Origin of the sequence: Halomonas sp. 3H, assembly GCF_024206005.1 — a bacterium.
GTDB lineage: Bacteria > Pseudomonadota > Gammaproteobacteria > Pseudomonadales > Halomonadaceae > Halomonas > Halomonas campaniensis.
The window spans coordinates 465,880-480,844 of record NZ_CP100360.1 but is presented as its reverse complement, the minus strand read 5'-3'; the positions used below and the strand labels follow the sequence as shown (position 1 = coordinate 480,844).

Annotated in this window: 16 protein-coding genes; 7 read left to right on the top strand and 9 right to left on the bottom strand. The window is 68.4% G+C overall.

The features are described from left to right. Window positions 1–2: 2 nt before the first annotated feature. From ubiB to tatC, 5 genes are all read left to right on the top strand, one after another. Entirely contained in the window at window positions 3–1,625 is a 1,623-nt protein-coding gene (ubiB, locus tag NFC98_RS02380) for a ubiquinone biosynthesis regulatory protein kinase UbiB (RefSeq protein WP_254277763.1), read from the top strand. Between the two features lie 39 nt (window positions 1,626–1,664). Continuing rightward, on the top strand, window positions 1,665–2,000 hold the full coding sequence (locus tag NFC98_RS02375) for a phosphoribosyl-ATP diphosphatase (protein WP_254276581.1): 336 nt from the start codon (window positions 1,665–1,667) through the stop codon (window positions 1,998–2,000). A gap of 64 nt (window positions 2,001–2,064) precedes the next feature. Continuing rightward, complete coding sequence (gene tatA / locus NFC98_RS02370) at window positions 2,065–2,322, top strand: Sec-independent protein translocase subunit TatA (RefSeq protein WP_254276580.1); 258 nt, start codon at window positions 2,065–2,067, stop codon at window positions 2,320–2,322. Between the two features lie 6 nt (window positions 2,323–2,328). Beyond that, the gene (gene tatB / locus NFC98_RS02365; protein WP_254276579.1) at window positions 2,329–2,784 is read left to right on the top strand and encodes a Sec-independent protein translocase protein TatB; all 456 of its coding nucleotides are present in this window, start codon (window positions 2,329–2,331) and stop codon (window positions 2,782–2,784) included. Then, complete coding sequence (gene tatC, locus NFC98_RS02360) at window positions 2,781–3,548, top strand: twin-arginine translocase subunit TatC (RefSeq protein WP_254276578.1); 768 nt, start codon at window positions 2,781–2,783, stop codon at window positions 3,546–3,548. The genes tatB and tatC overlap by 4 nt, the downstream gene beginning before the upstream one ends. Window positions 3,549–3,690: 142 nt before the next feature. Here the strand turns inward: tatC and elbB are convergent, their stop codons facing one another. Then, window positions 3,691–4,353, bottom strand: a complete 663-nt coding sequence (gene elbB, locus NFC98_RS02355) for an isoprenoid biosynthesis glyoxalase ElbB (RefSeq protein ID WP_254276577.1) — start codon at window positions 4,351–4,353, stop codon at window positions 3,691–3,693. 211 nt (window positions 4,354–4,564) lie between these two features. Between elbB and hemB the strand changes: the two genes are divergently transcribed. Continuing rightward, on the top strand, window positions 4,565–5,572 hold the full coding sequence (gene hemB / locus NFC98_RS02350) for a porphobilinogen synthase (RefSeq protein WP_254276576.1): 1,008 nt from the start codon (window positions 4,565–4,567) through the stop codon (window positions 5,570–5,572). 61 nt (window positions 5,573–5,633) lie between these two features. Further along, complete coding sequence (gene ppk1 / locus NFC98_RS02345; protein ID WP_254276575.1) at window positions 5,634–7,862, top strand: polyphosphate kinase 1; 2,229 nt, start codon at window positions 5,634–5,636, stop codon at window positions 7,860–7,862. On the opposite strand, the gene NFC98_RS02340 is transcribed toward ppk1, so the two are convergent. From NFC98_RS02340 to rho, 8 genes are all read right to left on the bottom strand, one after another. Then, window positions 7,863–8,375, bottom strand: a complete 513-nt coding sequence (locus tag NFC98_RS02340; protein ID WP_254276574.1) for a DUF3087 family protein — start codon at window positions 8,373–8,375, stop codon at window positions 7,863–7,865. A 216-nt stretch (window positions 8,376–8,591) separates the two neighbouring features. Next, a complete protein-coding gene (locus NFC98_RS02335) occupies window positions 8,592–9,662 on the bottom strand; it encodes a 3-deoxy-7-phosphoheptulonate synthase (RefSeq protein ID WP_254276573.1) in 1,071 nt (356 codons plus the stop codon). 307 nt (window positions 9,663–9,969) lie between these two features. Further along, window positions 9,970–10,095 (bottom strand): hypothetical protein, encoded by a 126-nt coding sequence (locus NFC98_RS17975; protein WP_302055091.1) that lies wholly within the window; start codon window positions 10,093–10,095, stop codon window positions 9,970–9,972. Between the two features lie 74 nt (window positions 10,096–10,169). Next, window positions 10,170–10,298: a hypothetical protein gene (locus NFC98_RS17970; RefSeq protein ID WP_281379245.1), complete on the bottom strand. Its 129-nt coding sequence runs from the start codon at window positions 10,296–10,298 to the stop codon at window positions 10,170–10,172. A 198-nt stretch (window positions 10,299–10,496) separates the two neighbouring features. Continuing rightward, a complete protein-coding gene (gene folM / locus NFC98_RS02330) occupies window positions 10,497–11,210 on the bottom strand; it encodes a dihydromonapterin reductase (RefSeq protein WP_254276572.1) in 714 nt (237 codons plus the stop codon). After that, on the bottom strand, window positions 11,207–11,986 hold the full coding sequence (locus NFC98_RS02325; protein WP_254276571.1) for an NAD(P)H-flavin reductase: 780 nt from the start codon (window positions 11,984–11,986) through the stop codon (window positions 11,207–11,209). Before NFC98_RS02325 ends, folM begins: the two co-directional genes overlap by 4 nt. 17 nt (window positions 11,987–12,003) lie before the next feature. After that, a complete protein-coding gene (gene ubiD, locus NFC98_RS02320) occupies window positions 12,004–13,488 on the bottom strand; it encodes a 4-hydroxy-3-polyprenylbenzoate decarboxylase (protein WP_254276570.1) in 1,485 nt (494 codons plus the stop codon). Window positions 13,489–13,599: 111 nt separating this feature from the next. Next, window positions 13,600–14,859: a transcription termination factor Rho gene (gene rho / locus NFC98_RS02315; RefSeq protein WP_183330729.1), complete on the bottom strand. Its 1,260-nt coding sequence runs from the start codon at window positions 14,857–14,859 to the stop codon at window positions 13,600–13,602. Between the last annotated feature and the right edge of the window lie 106 nt (window positions 14,860–14,965).

Genomic DNA, 14,965 nt, shown 5'->3' with positions numbered 1-14,965 from the left:
TGATGCTGCTGCGGCTGCTGCGTATCGTCTGGGTGATCACCCGCTTCCGGCTCGACACCCTGCTGCCGCTGGAGCGGCTGCCCTGGGCGCTGCGGACGCTGTTCCGGCTCTCGCCGCTGCGCCTGGTCCCCATCGGCGAGCGTTCCCGCGGGGCGCGGCTGCGCCTGGCGCTGGAGGCCCTGGGCCCGATCTTCGTCAAGTTCGGCCAGGTGCTCTCCACCCGCCGCGACCTGCTGCCCGAGGACATCGCCGACGAGCTCAAGCGGCTCCAGGACCAGGTGCCACCCTTCCCCGGCCCCGAGGCCCGCGCCGTGGTCGAGTCGGAGCTCGGCATGCCGGTGGCGCTGGCCTTCGCCCGCTTCGACGCCGACCCGCTCGCCTCGGCCTCCATCGCCCAGGTGCACGGCGCCCGGCTGCATACCGGCGAGGAGGTGGTGGTCAAGATCATCCGACCCGGCATCGAGCGGGTGATGCGCCAGGACATGGCGCTGATGTACCGCTTCGCCCGCATCCTGACGCTGGTGCCCGAGGCGCGACGGCTGCGCCCGGTGGAGGTGGTGCGCGACTACGAGGCGACGCTGTTCGACGAGCTCGACCTGCACAAGGAGGCCGCCAACACCTCCCAGCTCAAGCGCAACTTCAAGGACTCGCCGCTGCTCTACGTGCCGGCGATCCACTGGGAGCTGACCCGCCAGCGGGTCATGGTCCAGGAGCGCATCTACGGCGTGCCGGTGGCCGACGTGGCGGCCCTGCAGGCCCAGGGCACCGACCTGAAGAAGCTCGCCGAACGCGGCGTGGAGATCTTCTTCACCCAGGTGTTCCGGGACAACTTCTTCCATGCCGACATGCACCCGGGCAACATCTTCGTTGCCCGGGAGCACCCCCACGACCCCCAGTACATCGCCATCGACTGCGGCATCGTCGGCAGCCTGACCCGCGAGGACCAGGACTACCTGGCCCGCAACCTGCTGGCCTTCTTCCACCAGGACTACTACGAGGTGGCGGCCCTGCACATCGAGTCGGGCTGGGTCGGCGAGCATACCCGGGCCAACGAGTTTGCCGCGGCGATCCGCACGGTGTGCGAGCCGATCCTCGAGAAGCCCCTCAAGGACATCTCCTTCGGCCAGGTGCTGCTGGGCCTGTTCCAGACGGCGCGGCGCTTCGATATGGAGGTGCAGCCCCAGCTGGTGCTGCTGCAGAAGACCCTGCTCAACATCGAGGGGCTGGGCCGCCAGCTCTATCCGGACCTCGACCTGTGGAAGACCGCCAAGCCCTTCCTGGAGCGCTGGATGAAGGAACGGGCCGGCGCCCTGGGCTTCTGGGAATCCCTGAAGCGCCAGGCCCCGGAGCTCTCGCGGCAGCTCCCCGAGCTGCCGGCGCTGGCCCACCGGGCCCTCGCCCAGGCCGAGCAGGACCAGCGCCAGCAGCGTCGCCAGAGCGCGGCCGTCGCCGGCATTCACCAGCAGCTGACACGCCAGGGCCGCCGCAGCCGTCGGCTGCGCCTGGGGCTGCTGCTGGTGGCCCTGGCCGCCGCCTGGCAGCCGCTAGCCGGGTGGGCCGGCGGACAGCCATGGCCGGTGCTGGTCGCCGCCGCCCTCGGCCTGCTGCTGCTGGCCTGGCACTGATGCCGAGCCCCTCGCCCCACTGCAACGGAACCTTCAGCCATGAGCGATATTCTCGACCGTCTGCAAGCTGTCCTGGATCAACGCCGCCAGGCGGCACCGCAGGATTCCTACGTGGCCGCCTTGCATCACAAGGGCCTGAACAAGATACTCGAGAAGGTGGGCGAGGAAGCCACCGAGACCCTGCTGGCGGCCAAGGACGCCGAGCACGGGGGAGAGGCCGAGCGGCAAGCGTTGATCGCCGAAACGGCAGACCTGTGGTTTCATAGCCTGGTGATGCTGTCACATCTCGACCTCGACCATCGCGACGTGCTCGACGAGCTGGCGCGCCGCTTCGGCGTCTCGGGACACGACGAGAAGGCCGCGAGGCCGCAATAGATCACCACATACAAGATCACTGGCCGTTCCGGATGCGCCGGAACCCCAATCAGAGGAAGCACACATGTTAGGTGGTATCAGTATCTGGCAGCTGCTGATCGTACTCGGCATCATCATCCTGGTCTTCGGCACCAAGAAGCTGCGCAACGTCGGCACCGACCTGGGCGGCGCCGTGAAGGGCTTCAAGAAGGCCATGAACGAGGAGGAGAAGGGCGAGGAGAAGACGGAGGAGCCCCAGGCCCGCGTCAGCCAAGAGGACGAGACCAACACCTACGACGTCCAGGCCGAGCGGAAACCCGAGGAACAGGAAGAGCGCAAGTAAGCCGCCATGTTCGACATCGGCTTCCTAGAACTGCTGTTCATCGGTGTGGTCGGCCTGCTGGTGCTTGGCCCCGAGCGGCTGCCCAAGGCGGCGCGCACCCTCGGGCTGTGGATCGGCAAGATCAAGCGCAGCGTCTCCGGCATGCAGCGCGAGATCAGCGCCCAGCTGGAGGCCGAGGAGCTGCGCCAGAAGCTCAACGAGCAGCAGCAGAAGCTCGACGAGAGCGTCCGCCAGGTCAAGCGCGGGGTGGAGAGCATCGCCGAGGACGACTCGCCGGGCGACAGCGCCCGCGGCACCTCCCGTGCGGGTGACGGCGATGCCACGCGCCAGGATGCCGCCCCCCGTGAGAGCGCACCGCCCGAGCAGCGCCTGGATGACGCCCTCGCCCGGGCCCGACTGGATCAGGGGGCCGATGAAGGCCCCGAGCCCTCCGTTGCCGACAAGGACGCTTCCTCACGATGAGCAAGACCGGTGACGCCCCGGAACAGCCCCAGGCCCCGCTGATAGAACACCTGATCGAACTGCGCTCGCGACTGCTGAGAGCCGTGGTGGCGATCCTGGTGATCTTCCTCGGCCTCTATGCCTTCGCCAACGACATCTATACCTTCGTGGCCCAGCCGCTGATGGCGCTGCTGCCGGAAGGCTCCCAGATGATCGCCACCGAGGTGGCCTCGCCGTTCCTGGCCCCCTTCAAGCTGACCCTGGTGGTGGCGGTCTTCATCGCCGTGCCCTACGTGCTGCACCAGGCCTGGGCCTTCGTCGCCCCGGGCCTCTACGACAACGAGAAGGCGCTGGCGCTGCCGATACTGGCCTCCAGCGTGATGCTCTTCTACGCCGGGGCCGCCTTCGCCTACTACGTGGTCTTCCCGCTGCTGTTCCAGTTCTTCACCCAGACCGGGCCCGAGAACGTGGCGGTGATGACCGACATCAACGCCTACCTGAACTTCGTCCTCAAGCTGTTCTTCGCCTTCGGCGTGGCCTTCGAGATCCCCATCGCCACCTTCCTGCTGATCGCTTCGGGCGCCACCACCGTGGAGAGCCTGTCGAAGAAGCGGCCCTACATCATCCTCGGCTGCTTCGTGGTGGGCATGCTGCTCACCCCGCCGGACGTGATCTCCCAGAGCCTGCTGGCGGTGCCCATGTACCTGCTCTACGAGGTGGGCCTGCTGTTCGGTCGCCTGGCACGACGCAAGCAGCAACGGCGCGAGGCAGAGGACGGCGAATAGCGCCGAGCGCCGCAGGATGAGGTGAAGACCGAAGCGGACATCAACCAAGAAACCCCGCCAGGACGCATTCCCAGCGGGGTTTCTCATTGGCTACCGAGCCACCTGCCGACAGGCTAGGCGCTTGGCGGTTGCTGCTCGGCGCTTACAGATCCATCAGCTCGTCGATGCGGTCGACAAGCTTGAAGATGCCGGTGGCGGCCTCGCTGATGCGGGTCGCCAGCATGTAGGCGGGGGTGGTCACCACGCGATTCTCGAAGTCCACCACGATCTCCTCCACGCCACAGCTGCGATGCAGCCCCCCCATGGCGCTGATGGCGCCGGAGACCCCCGGGTCGTGGCCCACGGTCACCGCGATGCCGTCGCCGAGCAGGCGCGGCACCATCACCGGCGCGATGCACATCAGGCCGATGGGCTTGCGCTGCTCGCGGAACGCCTTGAGCACCTCGGCCAGGGGTTCATGCACCCGCATGTCGGCGCCGGCCTCGGCGAAATTCGAGAGGTTCTTGGCGGCACCGAAGCCGCCGGGCAGGATCACCGCATCGAAGTCGTCGGCCTCGAGCTCGGTCAGGGTCGAGATCTCCCCGCGGGCCAGGCGGGCGGACTCGGTGAGCACGTTGCGGGCCTCGCCCTCGGCCACCTCGCCGCTGCGATGGTCGATGACATGGAGCTGGTCGATGTCCGGGGCGAAGCAGCGATAGCCGATGCCGAGCTGGTCCAGCCGCAGCAGGGTCAGGGTGGTCTCGTAGATCTCGGAGCCATCATAGACGCCACAGCCCGAGAGGATGACCGCCACCTGTTTGCTCATGCCTGTCTCCTTGAAGGTATCCGCCTGCCGCCGGGCAGGACCACTGATCGAACCCATCACTCTAGAGCCATCGCCCGGGTGCGACAAGGCGAGACTTTCGGCGCACGGAGGCGCTGATATACTCGGAGTCAGCCGAGTACCGCTGTCATGCGTCTGTCATCATCGGCCGCCACACTGCCCCCGTGGCGGCGTCCACCGCTGGAGATAACCCTTGAGCTTCATGACCACACGCCAGTTTCCCGCGACCCGCCTGCGTCGCATGCGTCGCGACGACTTCTCGCGCCGCCTGATGCAGGAGAACACCCTGACCCCGGCCGACCTCATCTGGCCGGTGTTCGTGCTGGAGGGCGAGGGACAGCGCGAGGCCGTGCCCTCGATGCCCGGCGTCGAACGGCTGTCGCTGGACCTGCTGATCGAGGAGGCCCGCGAGGCCGTCGCGCTGGGCATCCCCGCCCTGGCCCTGTTCCCGGTGGTCGACGCCTCGCTGAAGAGCGAGCTGGCCGAGGAGGCCTACAGCGCCTCGGGACTCGTCCAGCGCAGCGTGCGGGCCCTCAAGGAGGCCTTGCCCGAGCTCGGCATCATCACCGACGTGGCGCTGGACCCCTACACCAGCCACGGCCAGGATGGGATCATCGACGAGCAGGGCTACGTGCTCAACGACCGCACCGTGGAGACCCTGCTCAAGCAGGCGCTCTCCCACGCCGAGGCCGGCGCCGACGTGGTGGCCCCCTCGGACATGATGGATGGCCGCATCGGCGAGATCCGTCGGGTGCTGGAGCAGGAGCATCTGATCAACACCCGCATCATGGCCTATAGCGCCAAGTATGCCTCGCGCTACTACGGCCCGTTCCGCGATGCCGTGGGCTCTGCCGCCAATCTGGGCAAGGCGGACAAGCGCACCTACCAGATGGACCCGGCCAACGGCGACGAGGCGCTGCACGAGGTGGCACTGGACCTGGCCGAGGGCGCCGACATGGTGATGATCAAGCCGGGCATGCCCTACCTCGACGTGGTGCGCCGGGTGAAGGACGAGCTCCGGGTGCCCACCTACGCCTACCAGGTCAGCGGCGAGTACGCCATGCACATGGCGGCCTTCGAGAACGGCTGGCTGGAGGCCGACAGCGTGATCCTCGAGTCGCTGCTCTGCTTCAAGCGCGCCGGTGCCGATGGCGTGCTGACCTACTTTGCCAAGCGGGCAGCCCGGCTGCTCGCGAAGTGACGAACGGGACTGCGCGCCCTTCCTGCATCCCGTCGAGCCTCCTGCCATCGAGAGAGTGACCATGGAAGACCGCAGTCCCCGCCCCCCTTCGGCCCCCACCTCCCCCGCCCCGGCCGACAGCGGGCCGGCCGCCCGGGGGGAGGAGGCGCCGGCCGAGCTCCCCGCACCGCGCCTCAACCAGACGCGCACGGGCATCAAGCCCAAGGCCCTGCCCGAGGCCGAGGCCGACCTGAGCGACCCGTCGCTCTACTTCAACCGCGAGCTCTCGCACCTGCAGTTCAACATCCGGGTGCTGGAACAGGCCCTGGATGAGGCCCATCCGCTGCTCAACCGGCTGATGTTCCTGCTGATCTTCTCCTCCAACCTGGACGAGTTCTTCGAGATCCGGGTGGCCGGCCTCAAGCACCGGGTGGCCCTGGGGGACGATGCCACCGGCTTCGACGGCCGCTCGCCGAGCTCGGTGCTCGGCGAGATCTCGCAGATCGCCCACGAGCAGATCGAGCGCCAGTACCGCATCCTCAACGAGATACTGCTGCCGGCCCTGAAGGAGAAGGGGCTGCGCTTCCGGCGGCGCAGCGAGTGGACCGACGCCCAGCGCGACTGGGTGCGCGAGTACTTCGATGACGAGATCATGCCGGTGATCAGCCCCATCGGCCTGGACCCCTCGCACCCCTTTCCCCGGCTGGTCAACAAGAGCCTCAACTTCATTGTCCAGCTCGAGGGCAAGGACGCCTTCGGCCGCGAGGGGGGGCTGGCCATCCTGCCGGCGCCGCGCTCGCTGCCCCGGGTGATCAGCCTGCCGCCCGAGCTGTGCGAGGCGGGCTTCAAGGAGGCGGTGTTCCTCTCCTCGATGATCCACGCCCACGCCGAGGAGCTCTTCCCGGGGATGACGGTGCGCGGCTGCTACCAGTTCCGGCTGACCCGCAACGCCGACATGACCGTCGACCCGGAGGAGGTCTCCGACCTGGCCTCGGCGCTGCGCGGTGAACTGCTGGCACGCCGCTACGGCAGCGGCGTGCGCCTGGAGGTGGTCGACACCTGCCCCGACGAGCTGGCCGGCTTCCTGCTCAGGGAGTTCGCCCTGGGGCAGGAGGACCTCTACCGGGTCAACGGGCCGGTCAACCTGACCCGAATGATGTCGCTGATCGCCGAGGTGGAACGCCCGGATCTCGTCTATCGTCCGTTCACCCCGGGGCTGCCGAAGAACCTCAAGAAGGGCGGCAGCCTGTTCGATGCCATCGCCGCCGGCGACATCCTGCTGCACCACCCCTTCCAGTCCTTCGCCCCGGTGGAGGAGCTGCTCGCCGAGGCGGCCCGCGACCCCTCGGTGCTGGCCATCAAGCAGACCCTCTACCGCACCGGCGCGGACTCGCCGATCGTCAACTCACTGGTGGAGGCGGCGCGCGGCGGCAAGGAGGTGACGGTGGTCATCGAGCTGCGTGCGCGCTTCGACGAGGCCGACAACCTGGCGCTGGCCTCGCGCCTTCAGGAAGCCGGGGCCATCGTCATCTACGGGGTGATGGCCTACAAGACCCACGCCAAGATGGTGCACATCGTGCGCCGCGAGAGGGGGCGGCTGAGCCACTACGCCCACCTGGGCACCGGCAACTACCACTCCCGGACGGCCAAGCTCTACACCGACTACAGCCTGCTGACCGCCGACGAGGTGCTCTGCGAGGACGTCCACCAGGTGTTCCAGCAGCTGTCGGGGATGGGCCGCGCCCGGCACATCGAGACCCTGCTGCACGCCCCCTTCACGCTCCACGAGCGGATGGTGGCGATGATCGACCGCGAGGCGGAGCACGCTCGTCGTGGGCATCGTGCCCACCTGATCATCAAGTGCAACTCGGTGACCGAGCCCAAGCTGATCCAGGCCCTCTATCGCGCCTCCCGCGCCGGCGTGGAGTGCGACCTGATCATCCGCGGCATGTGCTGCCTGCGGCCCGGCGTGCCGGGCGTCTCGGAGACCATCCGCGTGCGCTCGATCATCGGCCGCTTCCTGGAGCACACCCGGGTCTTCTACTTCCATAACAACGGCAAGCCCGAGGTGTGGGGCTCCAGCGCCGACTTCATGTCCCGCAACATGTTCCACCGGGTCGAGACCTGCTTCCCGCTACGCGATCGCAAGCTGGCCGCCCGGGTGCGCAAGGACCTGGAGACCTACCTGGTGGACAACTGCCAGAGCTGGCGCCTCCAGGCGGACGGCACCTACGTCAAGCAAACCCCCGGGGACGCCGCGCCGATCAGCGCCCAGGAGACGCTGCTTTACGCCTACGCCGCCCGGGCCTGATCAGCCGCGCTTGAAGGCGGCCAGGTCATGGGGGTCGAAGCCCTCGACGCGCTCGGGCAGGCCGCGCGCCTGGCGGGCCAGGCGCACCTTCTGGCGCTCGGCGAGGAGTTCGGCATCGTCGTCCAGGGTACGGCCGTTGAGCTCGGCCAGCTGGGCCATGCCCTGGTGGTAGAAGGCCATCACCGCCAGGGCGGTGTCGTTGTCCTCCTCCATGCCCCGGCGCAGGGCCGGCAGGTAGCCGCTGACCCGTGAGAGATGGTGCTTGAGCTGCCAGACGTAGCGCATCTCGGTCATCCAGGGGCGTTCGCGGAGCACGGCGAACACCAGGCTGGTGGCCACCAGCCCGAGCAGCACCCCCACCACGTTGAGCCAGAAGCCGCCGTCGAAGAGGGCCTGCAGCAGCTGCGAGAAGACCAGCCCGAAGACGATCAGCTGGCCGGCCATGGCCAGGCTGATGAAGCGGCCCTTGCGGCGGTAGGTCTCGGGGTCGTGGTCTTCGAACTGGAACGGCATGGGGCCTCCTGGGTGGCGAGTCGGAAATCGAGGTGATTATCCCGACTCCCTCCCCTTGGGTACAGGGCTAACCAGGTGGCCAGTACCACGGAGCCTCCGGCGGCAGGCCTGTTCGGGGGCGCTGTGAACCCCTCCCTGGGCGCTACCGACGCCATCCCTGGCGTAGGACCCCCTCCAGACCTGCCCCCGGCGCTCCTCACGCCGGTAGTTACTGCGCTACCTCAGCCGCTCGGCGGCGCTCAGCAGCAGGTGCTCGGTGGTCTCCCAGCCGATGCAGGCGTCGGTCACCGAGACCCCGTGGCGCAGCCGACCAGGCTCCAGGGGCTGCCTGCCCTCGTGCAGCTGGCTCTCGATCATCAGGCCGGCGAGCGCCCCCTCCCCGGCCAGGCGCTGGGCCAGCACGTCCAGCAGCACCTCGCTCTGGCGACGGTGATCCTTGCGGGCATTGGCGTGGCTGCAGTCGACCATCAGCCGCGGCGTGAGCCCGGCCTCCTCGAGGGCGCGGCGTGCCGCCTGCACGTGAACGGCCTGGTAGTTGGGCTCGCCGTGGCCGCCGCGCAGCACCAGGTGAGTATGGGCGTTGCCGGGGGTGTGCTGCACCACCGGACGGCCCGTGGCGTCGAGGCCGAAGTGCTGGTGGGGATGGGCCGCGGCCCGCATGGCGTCCAGCGCCACGCCGATATCACCGCCGGTGGCGTTCTTGAAGCCCACCACCGCGTCGAGGCCGCTGGCCAGTTCGCGATGCAGCTGGGATTCGGTGGTGCGCGCGCCGATGGCGACCCAGGCCAGCAGGTCCTCCAGGTAGGGCGCCAGCATCGGCTGCAGCAGCTCGGTGGCCACCGGCAGGCCCAGCGCGGCCACGTCGCGCATCAGCCGCCGCGACACCTCGAGGCCGCGGGCCATGTCGCCCGAACCATCCAGGCCGGGGTCATAGGCGAGCCCCTTCCAGCCCACGGTGGTGCGCGGCTTCTCCACGTAGACCCGCATCACCGGCAGCATCCGGTCCGAGACGCGCGGCGCCAGCTCGGCGAGGCGACGGGCATACTCCAGGGCCGCCTCGGGGTCGTGGATCGAGCAGGGGCCAACGACCACCAGCAGCCGGTCGTCGCGACCGGCGAGGATGTCACGGATCGCCTGGCGCTGACCCTCGACCTGGCGGGCCGTGCCCTCCTCCAGGGGCAGGGCACGGCGCAGCTCTCCGGGGGTGGGCAGGGGCAGGTGGGCGGTGGGCCGGGGAGCGGCGTCCGGCTCGGTGCGGGCCAGGGCGGTGGCGAGGGAAGCATTCATGGCGTCAACTCCGGATAGCGGGGATACATCGTGTCGATCGGGTGCCACCGATGGCGCTACGGTCGGAGGTGGCGCACTGGCACGACCGCAGCTCGCTAAATCGCCAATAGCCGTAATAGCCGGTGAAGCCGGTCAGCGGGCGATGGGCGATGGCTGCGGTCATGGTGCCTCTCCTGTCTGTCATCTTGAGGTGCGGGTGAATCGACTGGCCGGAAACGCAGAACCCCCGGGGCGGGACGCCTTCCGGGGGTTCTGTGGGGAGGCGACCCGGGTGGGGCGTGCCTCTCGGCGATGTCTCGTCTGCTGCTCAGGACATGGCCGCCGGCACACCGGTCATAAAGTAGCCATACCAGCCCCGGCGACCGCAGGCGGACACCACGACCCCACGCGCGGCAGCGCGATGGTGAAGGGAGTCGATGGCGAATGCGGTCATGGTCATCTCCTGAGTCTTGCGAACATCGTGCCGTATCGGGCAGGAGCTGGCAAGTGCGCCGAAGGCCGCGCCGATCAGCCGCTGAAGACCTGCACCCAGCCGATGGTGGCCGGCAGGGCGCTCATGCCCACCAGCACCGCCAGGCCCAGGACCACGGCCAGCAGGCCGCTGTCATCCTTGAAGTTCTCGTCGTGTCCCGCCATGGGTTGCTCCTTCTCCGAGGGTTTTGCTGTCAGGGTGTCTTGCCGGTTGCCCGGCCATTCTAGCCGAGATGCGCCGCGCCAGCGACCGGGCCCGCCGGGCCAGGATGTCGCACATGGCGGCGCTCAGCGCATCAGCCTGCCGCCGTCCACCGGCAGCCTGATGCCGATCACAGGAGGGTTGTCGTGGGCGACGAGCCCCTAGCGCAGGTGCCGGCCACCGTCCACGGGCAGGGTCACCCCGGTGACGTAGCGGTTGTCGAGCAGGTAGCGCAGGCTCTGGTAGATCACTCCCGGGCCGGGAATCATCTCCATGGCCGACTTGGCGCAGGCCTTCTCGGCATAGGCCTCGTCATCGCCCTCGTTGAGCATGATCAGCGCGGGGGCGATGGCGTTGACCTGGATCGTCGGGGCGTACATGGCGGCGAACGACAGGGTCAGGTTGGCCAGCCCCGCCTTGCTGGCGGCATAGGCGGCATGCTTGCGCGAGCCCTTCTGCACCACGTAGTCGGTCATGTGCACGATGTCACGCTGGGGTTCGCTGCACGCCTCGAGCAGCTCGCGGGCATGCAGGTTGATCAGGTAGGGCGCCAGCATGTGCACCCGGAACAGCCGTTCGAAGTTGGCCCCCGCCTCTGCCCCGCTGGAGTCCGGGGCCCAGTCGCTGGCGTTGTGGACGATGGCCCGCAGCGACGACGTCTCGGCCTTGAGGCGCGCGAGGAAGTCGAGGATCCCCGCCTCGCTGGAGAAGTCGGCCGGCAGGGTGACGATGCCGCGCTCGCGCAGCGCCTCGAGCTCGGGGCGCTCACGGCGGTAGCTGATGATCACCGGGTGGCCGTCGTCCCGCAGGCGCTCGGCACAGTGGCGACCCAGCCGCTGGGCGCCGCCGGTGATCAGGATCGGCGAGGCGCTCATGAGCGGGCCTCCCGGACCAGGCTGCCGGCGGTGGGCACGATGGGGTCCCGGGGGGCATAGGCGAAGACATCGGAGAAGACCCGCGAGGGGGAGAGCCCCAGCGACGCCAGCACGTCCACGCAGGCGTAGACCATGCCCGGCGAGCCGGAAAGGTATACGTCATGGCCCGAGACATCGTCGAGCGCCGCGGCCAGGGCCTGGTCGATGCGCCCACGGTGGCCGCGGACCCGCTCGCCGTCGACCGGGGCCTCGGGGGCAACCTCGCTCACCGCATGGAAGCGGAAATGGGCATGCCCCTCCGCCCACTCCCGGGGCAGCCACTCCAGGTAGAGGTCGCGACGCTCCCGGGCCGCCCACCACAGGTCGACCTGCCGCTCGGGATCCTCGTGCAGCGCCGCCTCGACGATCGCCTTCATCTGGGCGAAGCCGGTGCCGGCGGCGATCAGCAGCAGCGGACGGCGGCTGTCCGGGTCCAGCACGCAGTCGCCGCCGGGCAGGCGCAGGGTCAGCCGTTCGGCCACCTGGACCAGCTCGCGCAGGCGGGCGGAGTTCTCCCGCTCGGGCCAGTGCTGGATGTGCAGCTCGATCATGCCGTCACCGCCGTGGGCGTTGGCGATGGAGAAGGGCACCCAGGTCTCGTCGTCGAGCCTGAGTTCCAGGTACTGCCCGGGGGCGTGGGCCACGGCCTCGGGCCGGCCCTCCAGCTGGACACGGAAGACGTCCGGGGTGAGATCCTCGACCTCGGTGACCAGGCAGGTCAGGGTCCTTGGGGTCATGAGTGCCTCATGCGTTGTCAGGGTGTGTTGTCGGGGAGTTCGATGCCCAGCTCGTGCCAGCGTTCGCTGACGCGGGCCTTCACGGCCTCGTCCATGACGATGGGCGTGCCCCACTCCCGGTCGGTCTCGCCGGGCCACTTGCTGGTGGCATCCAGGCCCATCTTGGAGCCGAGCCCCGCCACCGGGGAGGCGAAGTCCAGGTAGTCGATGGGCGTGTTCTCCACCATCACGGTGTCCCGGGCCGGGTCCATGCGCGTGGTGATGGCCCAGATCACGTCCTCCCAGTCGCGGGCGCTGACGTCGTCGTCGAGCACCACCACGAACTTGGTGTACATGAACTGGCGCAGGAAGCTCCACACGCCCATCATCACTCGCTTGGCGTGGCCCGGGTACTGCTTCTTCATGGTCACCACCGCCATGCGGTAGGAGCAGCCCTCCGGGGGCAGGTAGAAGTCGACGATCTCGGGAAACTGCTTGCGCAGGATCGGCACGAACACCTCGTTGAGGGCGAGGCCGAGGATCGCCGGCTCGTCGGGCGGGCGACCGGTATAGGTGGAGTGGTAGATGGCGTTCTCGCGCATGGTCATGCGCGTCACCGTGAACACCGGGAAGTGGTCGATCTCGTTGTAGTAGCCGGTGTGGTCGCCGTAGGGCCCCTCCGGCGCCATGTCGTCCGGGTAGATGAAGCCTTCCAGGATGATTTCTGCTGACGCAGGCACTTCCAGATCGGCATGGCCGCACTTGACCAGCTCCGTGCGCGAGCCGCGCAGCAGCCCGGCGAAGGCGTACTCGGAGAGCGAGTCCGGCACCGGGGTCACCGCGCCGAGGATGGTGGCGGGATCGGCGCCCAGCGCCACCGCCACCGGGAAGGGCTCGCCGGGATGGGCCTTCTGGAACTCCAGGAAGTCCAGCGCCCCGCCGCGGTGGGAGAGCCAGCGCATGATCAGGCAATTCCTGGAGAGCTTCTGCTGGCGGTAGATGCCCAGGTTCTGGCGCTTCTTGTGGGGGCCGCGGGTGATCACCAGCGGCCAGGTGACCAGCGGCGCGGCGTCGCCGGGCCAGCAGTGCTGGATCGGCAGGCGGTCGAGGTCGACCTCGTCGCCCTCATAGACGAGCGCCTGGACCGGCGCCGAGCGCACCGTCTTCGGCCCCATGCTCATCACCTGCTTGAAGATCGGCAGCTTGTCCCAGGCATCACGGAAGCCCTTCGGGGGCTCGGGCTCCTTGAGGAAGGCGAGCAGCTCGCCCACCTCGCGCAGGGCGGCGACGGAATCCTGGCCCATGCCCATGGCGACCCGCTTCGGCGTGCCGAAGAGGTTGCCGAGCAGCGGCATGTCGTGGCCCTTGACGTTCTCGAACAGCAGCGCGGGCCCGCCGGCACGCAGGGTGCGGTCGCAGATCTCGGTGATCTCGAGGTAGGGATCCACCTCGGCGGTGATGCGCTTGAGCTCGCCCTGGGCCTCCAGGACGGCGATGAACTCCCGCAGGTCCTTGTACTTCATTCGGATTTCCCGGTTGCAGTACGACGAAAGGGGCAGCATAACATGCTGCCCCTCGATTCCCCGTACAACTATTGCACAGCTTTCCTGCGCCCTAGTCGCGGCGGGCTCGCCTCAACGACGCTTCATGGCCTCGAAGAACTCGATGTTGGTCTTGGTATCCTTGAGGCGATCGATCAGGAACTCGGTGGCCGCGGTGTCCTCCATGGGGTTGAGCAGCTTGCGCAGGATCCACATGCGCTGCATCTCGTCCTCGGAGGCGATCAGGTCCTCGCGGCGGGTGCCGCTGCGACGGATGTTGATGGCCGGGTAGACGCGACGCTCGGCAAGCTTGCGGTCCAGGTGCGCCTCCATGTTGCCGGTGCCCTTGAACTCCTCGAAGATCACCTCGTCCATCTTGGAGCCGGTGTCCACCAGCGCCGTGGCGATGATGGTCAGGCTGCCGCCCTCCTCGATGTTGCGCGCCGCGCCGAAGAAGCGCTTGGGCTTCTCCAGGGCATGGGCGTCGACACCGCCGGTCAGCACCTTGCCGGAGCTCGGCACCACGGTGTTGTAGGCGCGCGCCAGGCGGGTGATGGAGTCGAGCAGGATCACCACGTCCTTCTTGTGCTCCACCAGGCGCTTGGCCTTCTCGATCACCATCTCGGCGACCTGCACATGGCGCGCCGGCGGCTCGTCGAAGGTCGAGGCCACCACCTCGCCGCGCACCGTGCGCGACATCTCGGTCACCTCCTCCGGGCGCTCGTCGATCAGCAGCACGATCAGGTGGCACTCGGGATTGTTGCGGGTGATCGAGGTAGCGATATTCTGCAGCATCAGCGTCTTGCCCGCCTTGGGGGGCGAGACCAGCAGGCCGCGCTGGCCCTTGCCGATGGGCGCGACCAGGTCGATGATCCGCGCGGTGAGGTCCTCGGTGGAGCCGTTGCCGATCTCCATGCGCAGCCGCTCCTGGGGGAACAGCGGCGTGAGGTTCTCGAAGAGGATCTTGTGCTTGGCGTTCTCCGGCTTGTCGAAGTTGATCTGACTGACCTTGAGCAACGCGAAGTAGCGCTCGCCCTCCTTGGGCGGTCGAATCTTGCCGGAAATGGAGTCGCCCTTGCGCAGGTTGAAGCGGCGGATCTGCGAGGGAGAGACGTAGATGTCGTCGGGGCCGGCCAGGTAGGAGCTGTCGGCGCTGCGCAGGAAGCCGAACCCGTCCTGCAGGATCTCCAGCACGCCATCGCCGTAGATGTCCTCGCCGCTCTTGGCGTGCTTCTTGAGGATGGCGAAGATGATGTCCTGCTTGCGGGAGCGCGCCAGGTTGTCGATGCCCATCTCGCGGGCGATCTCCAGGAGGTCCGGCACGGGCTTTTGCTTGAGGTCGGTAAGATTCATCGGTGTGTTCAGAGATTGCTCGTGGAAGCCGGGCGTCGGTACGCCGCGTGTGGCGGGAGGCGAGACGATAACGCCGCGTGGGGTGCGTTCAGAGCCCGGGGAGGCC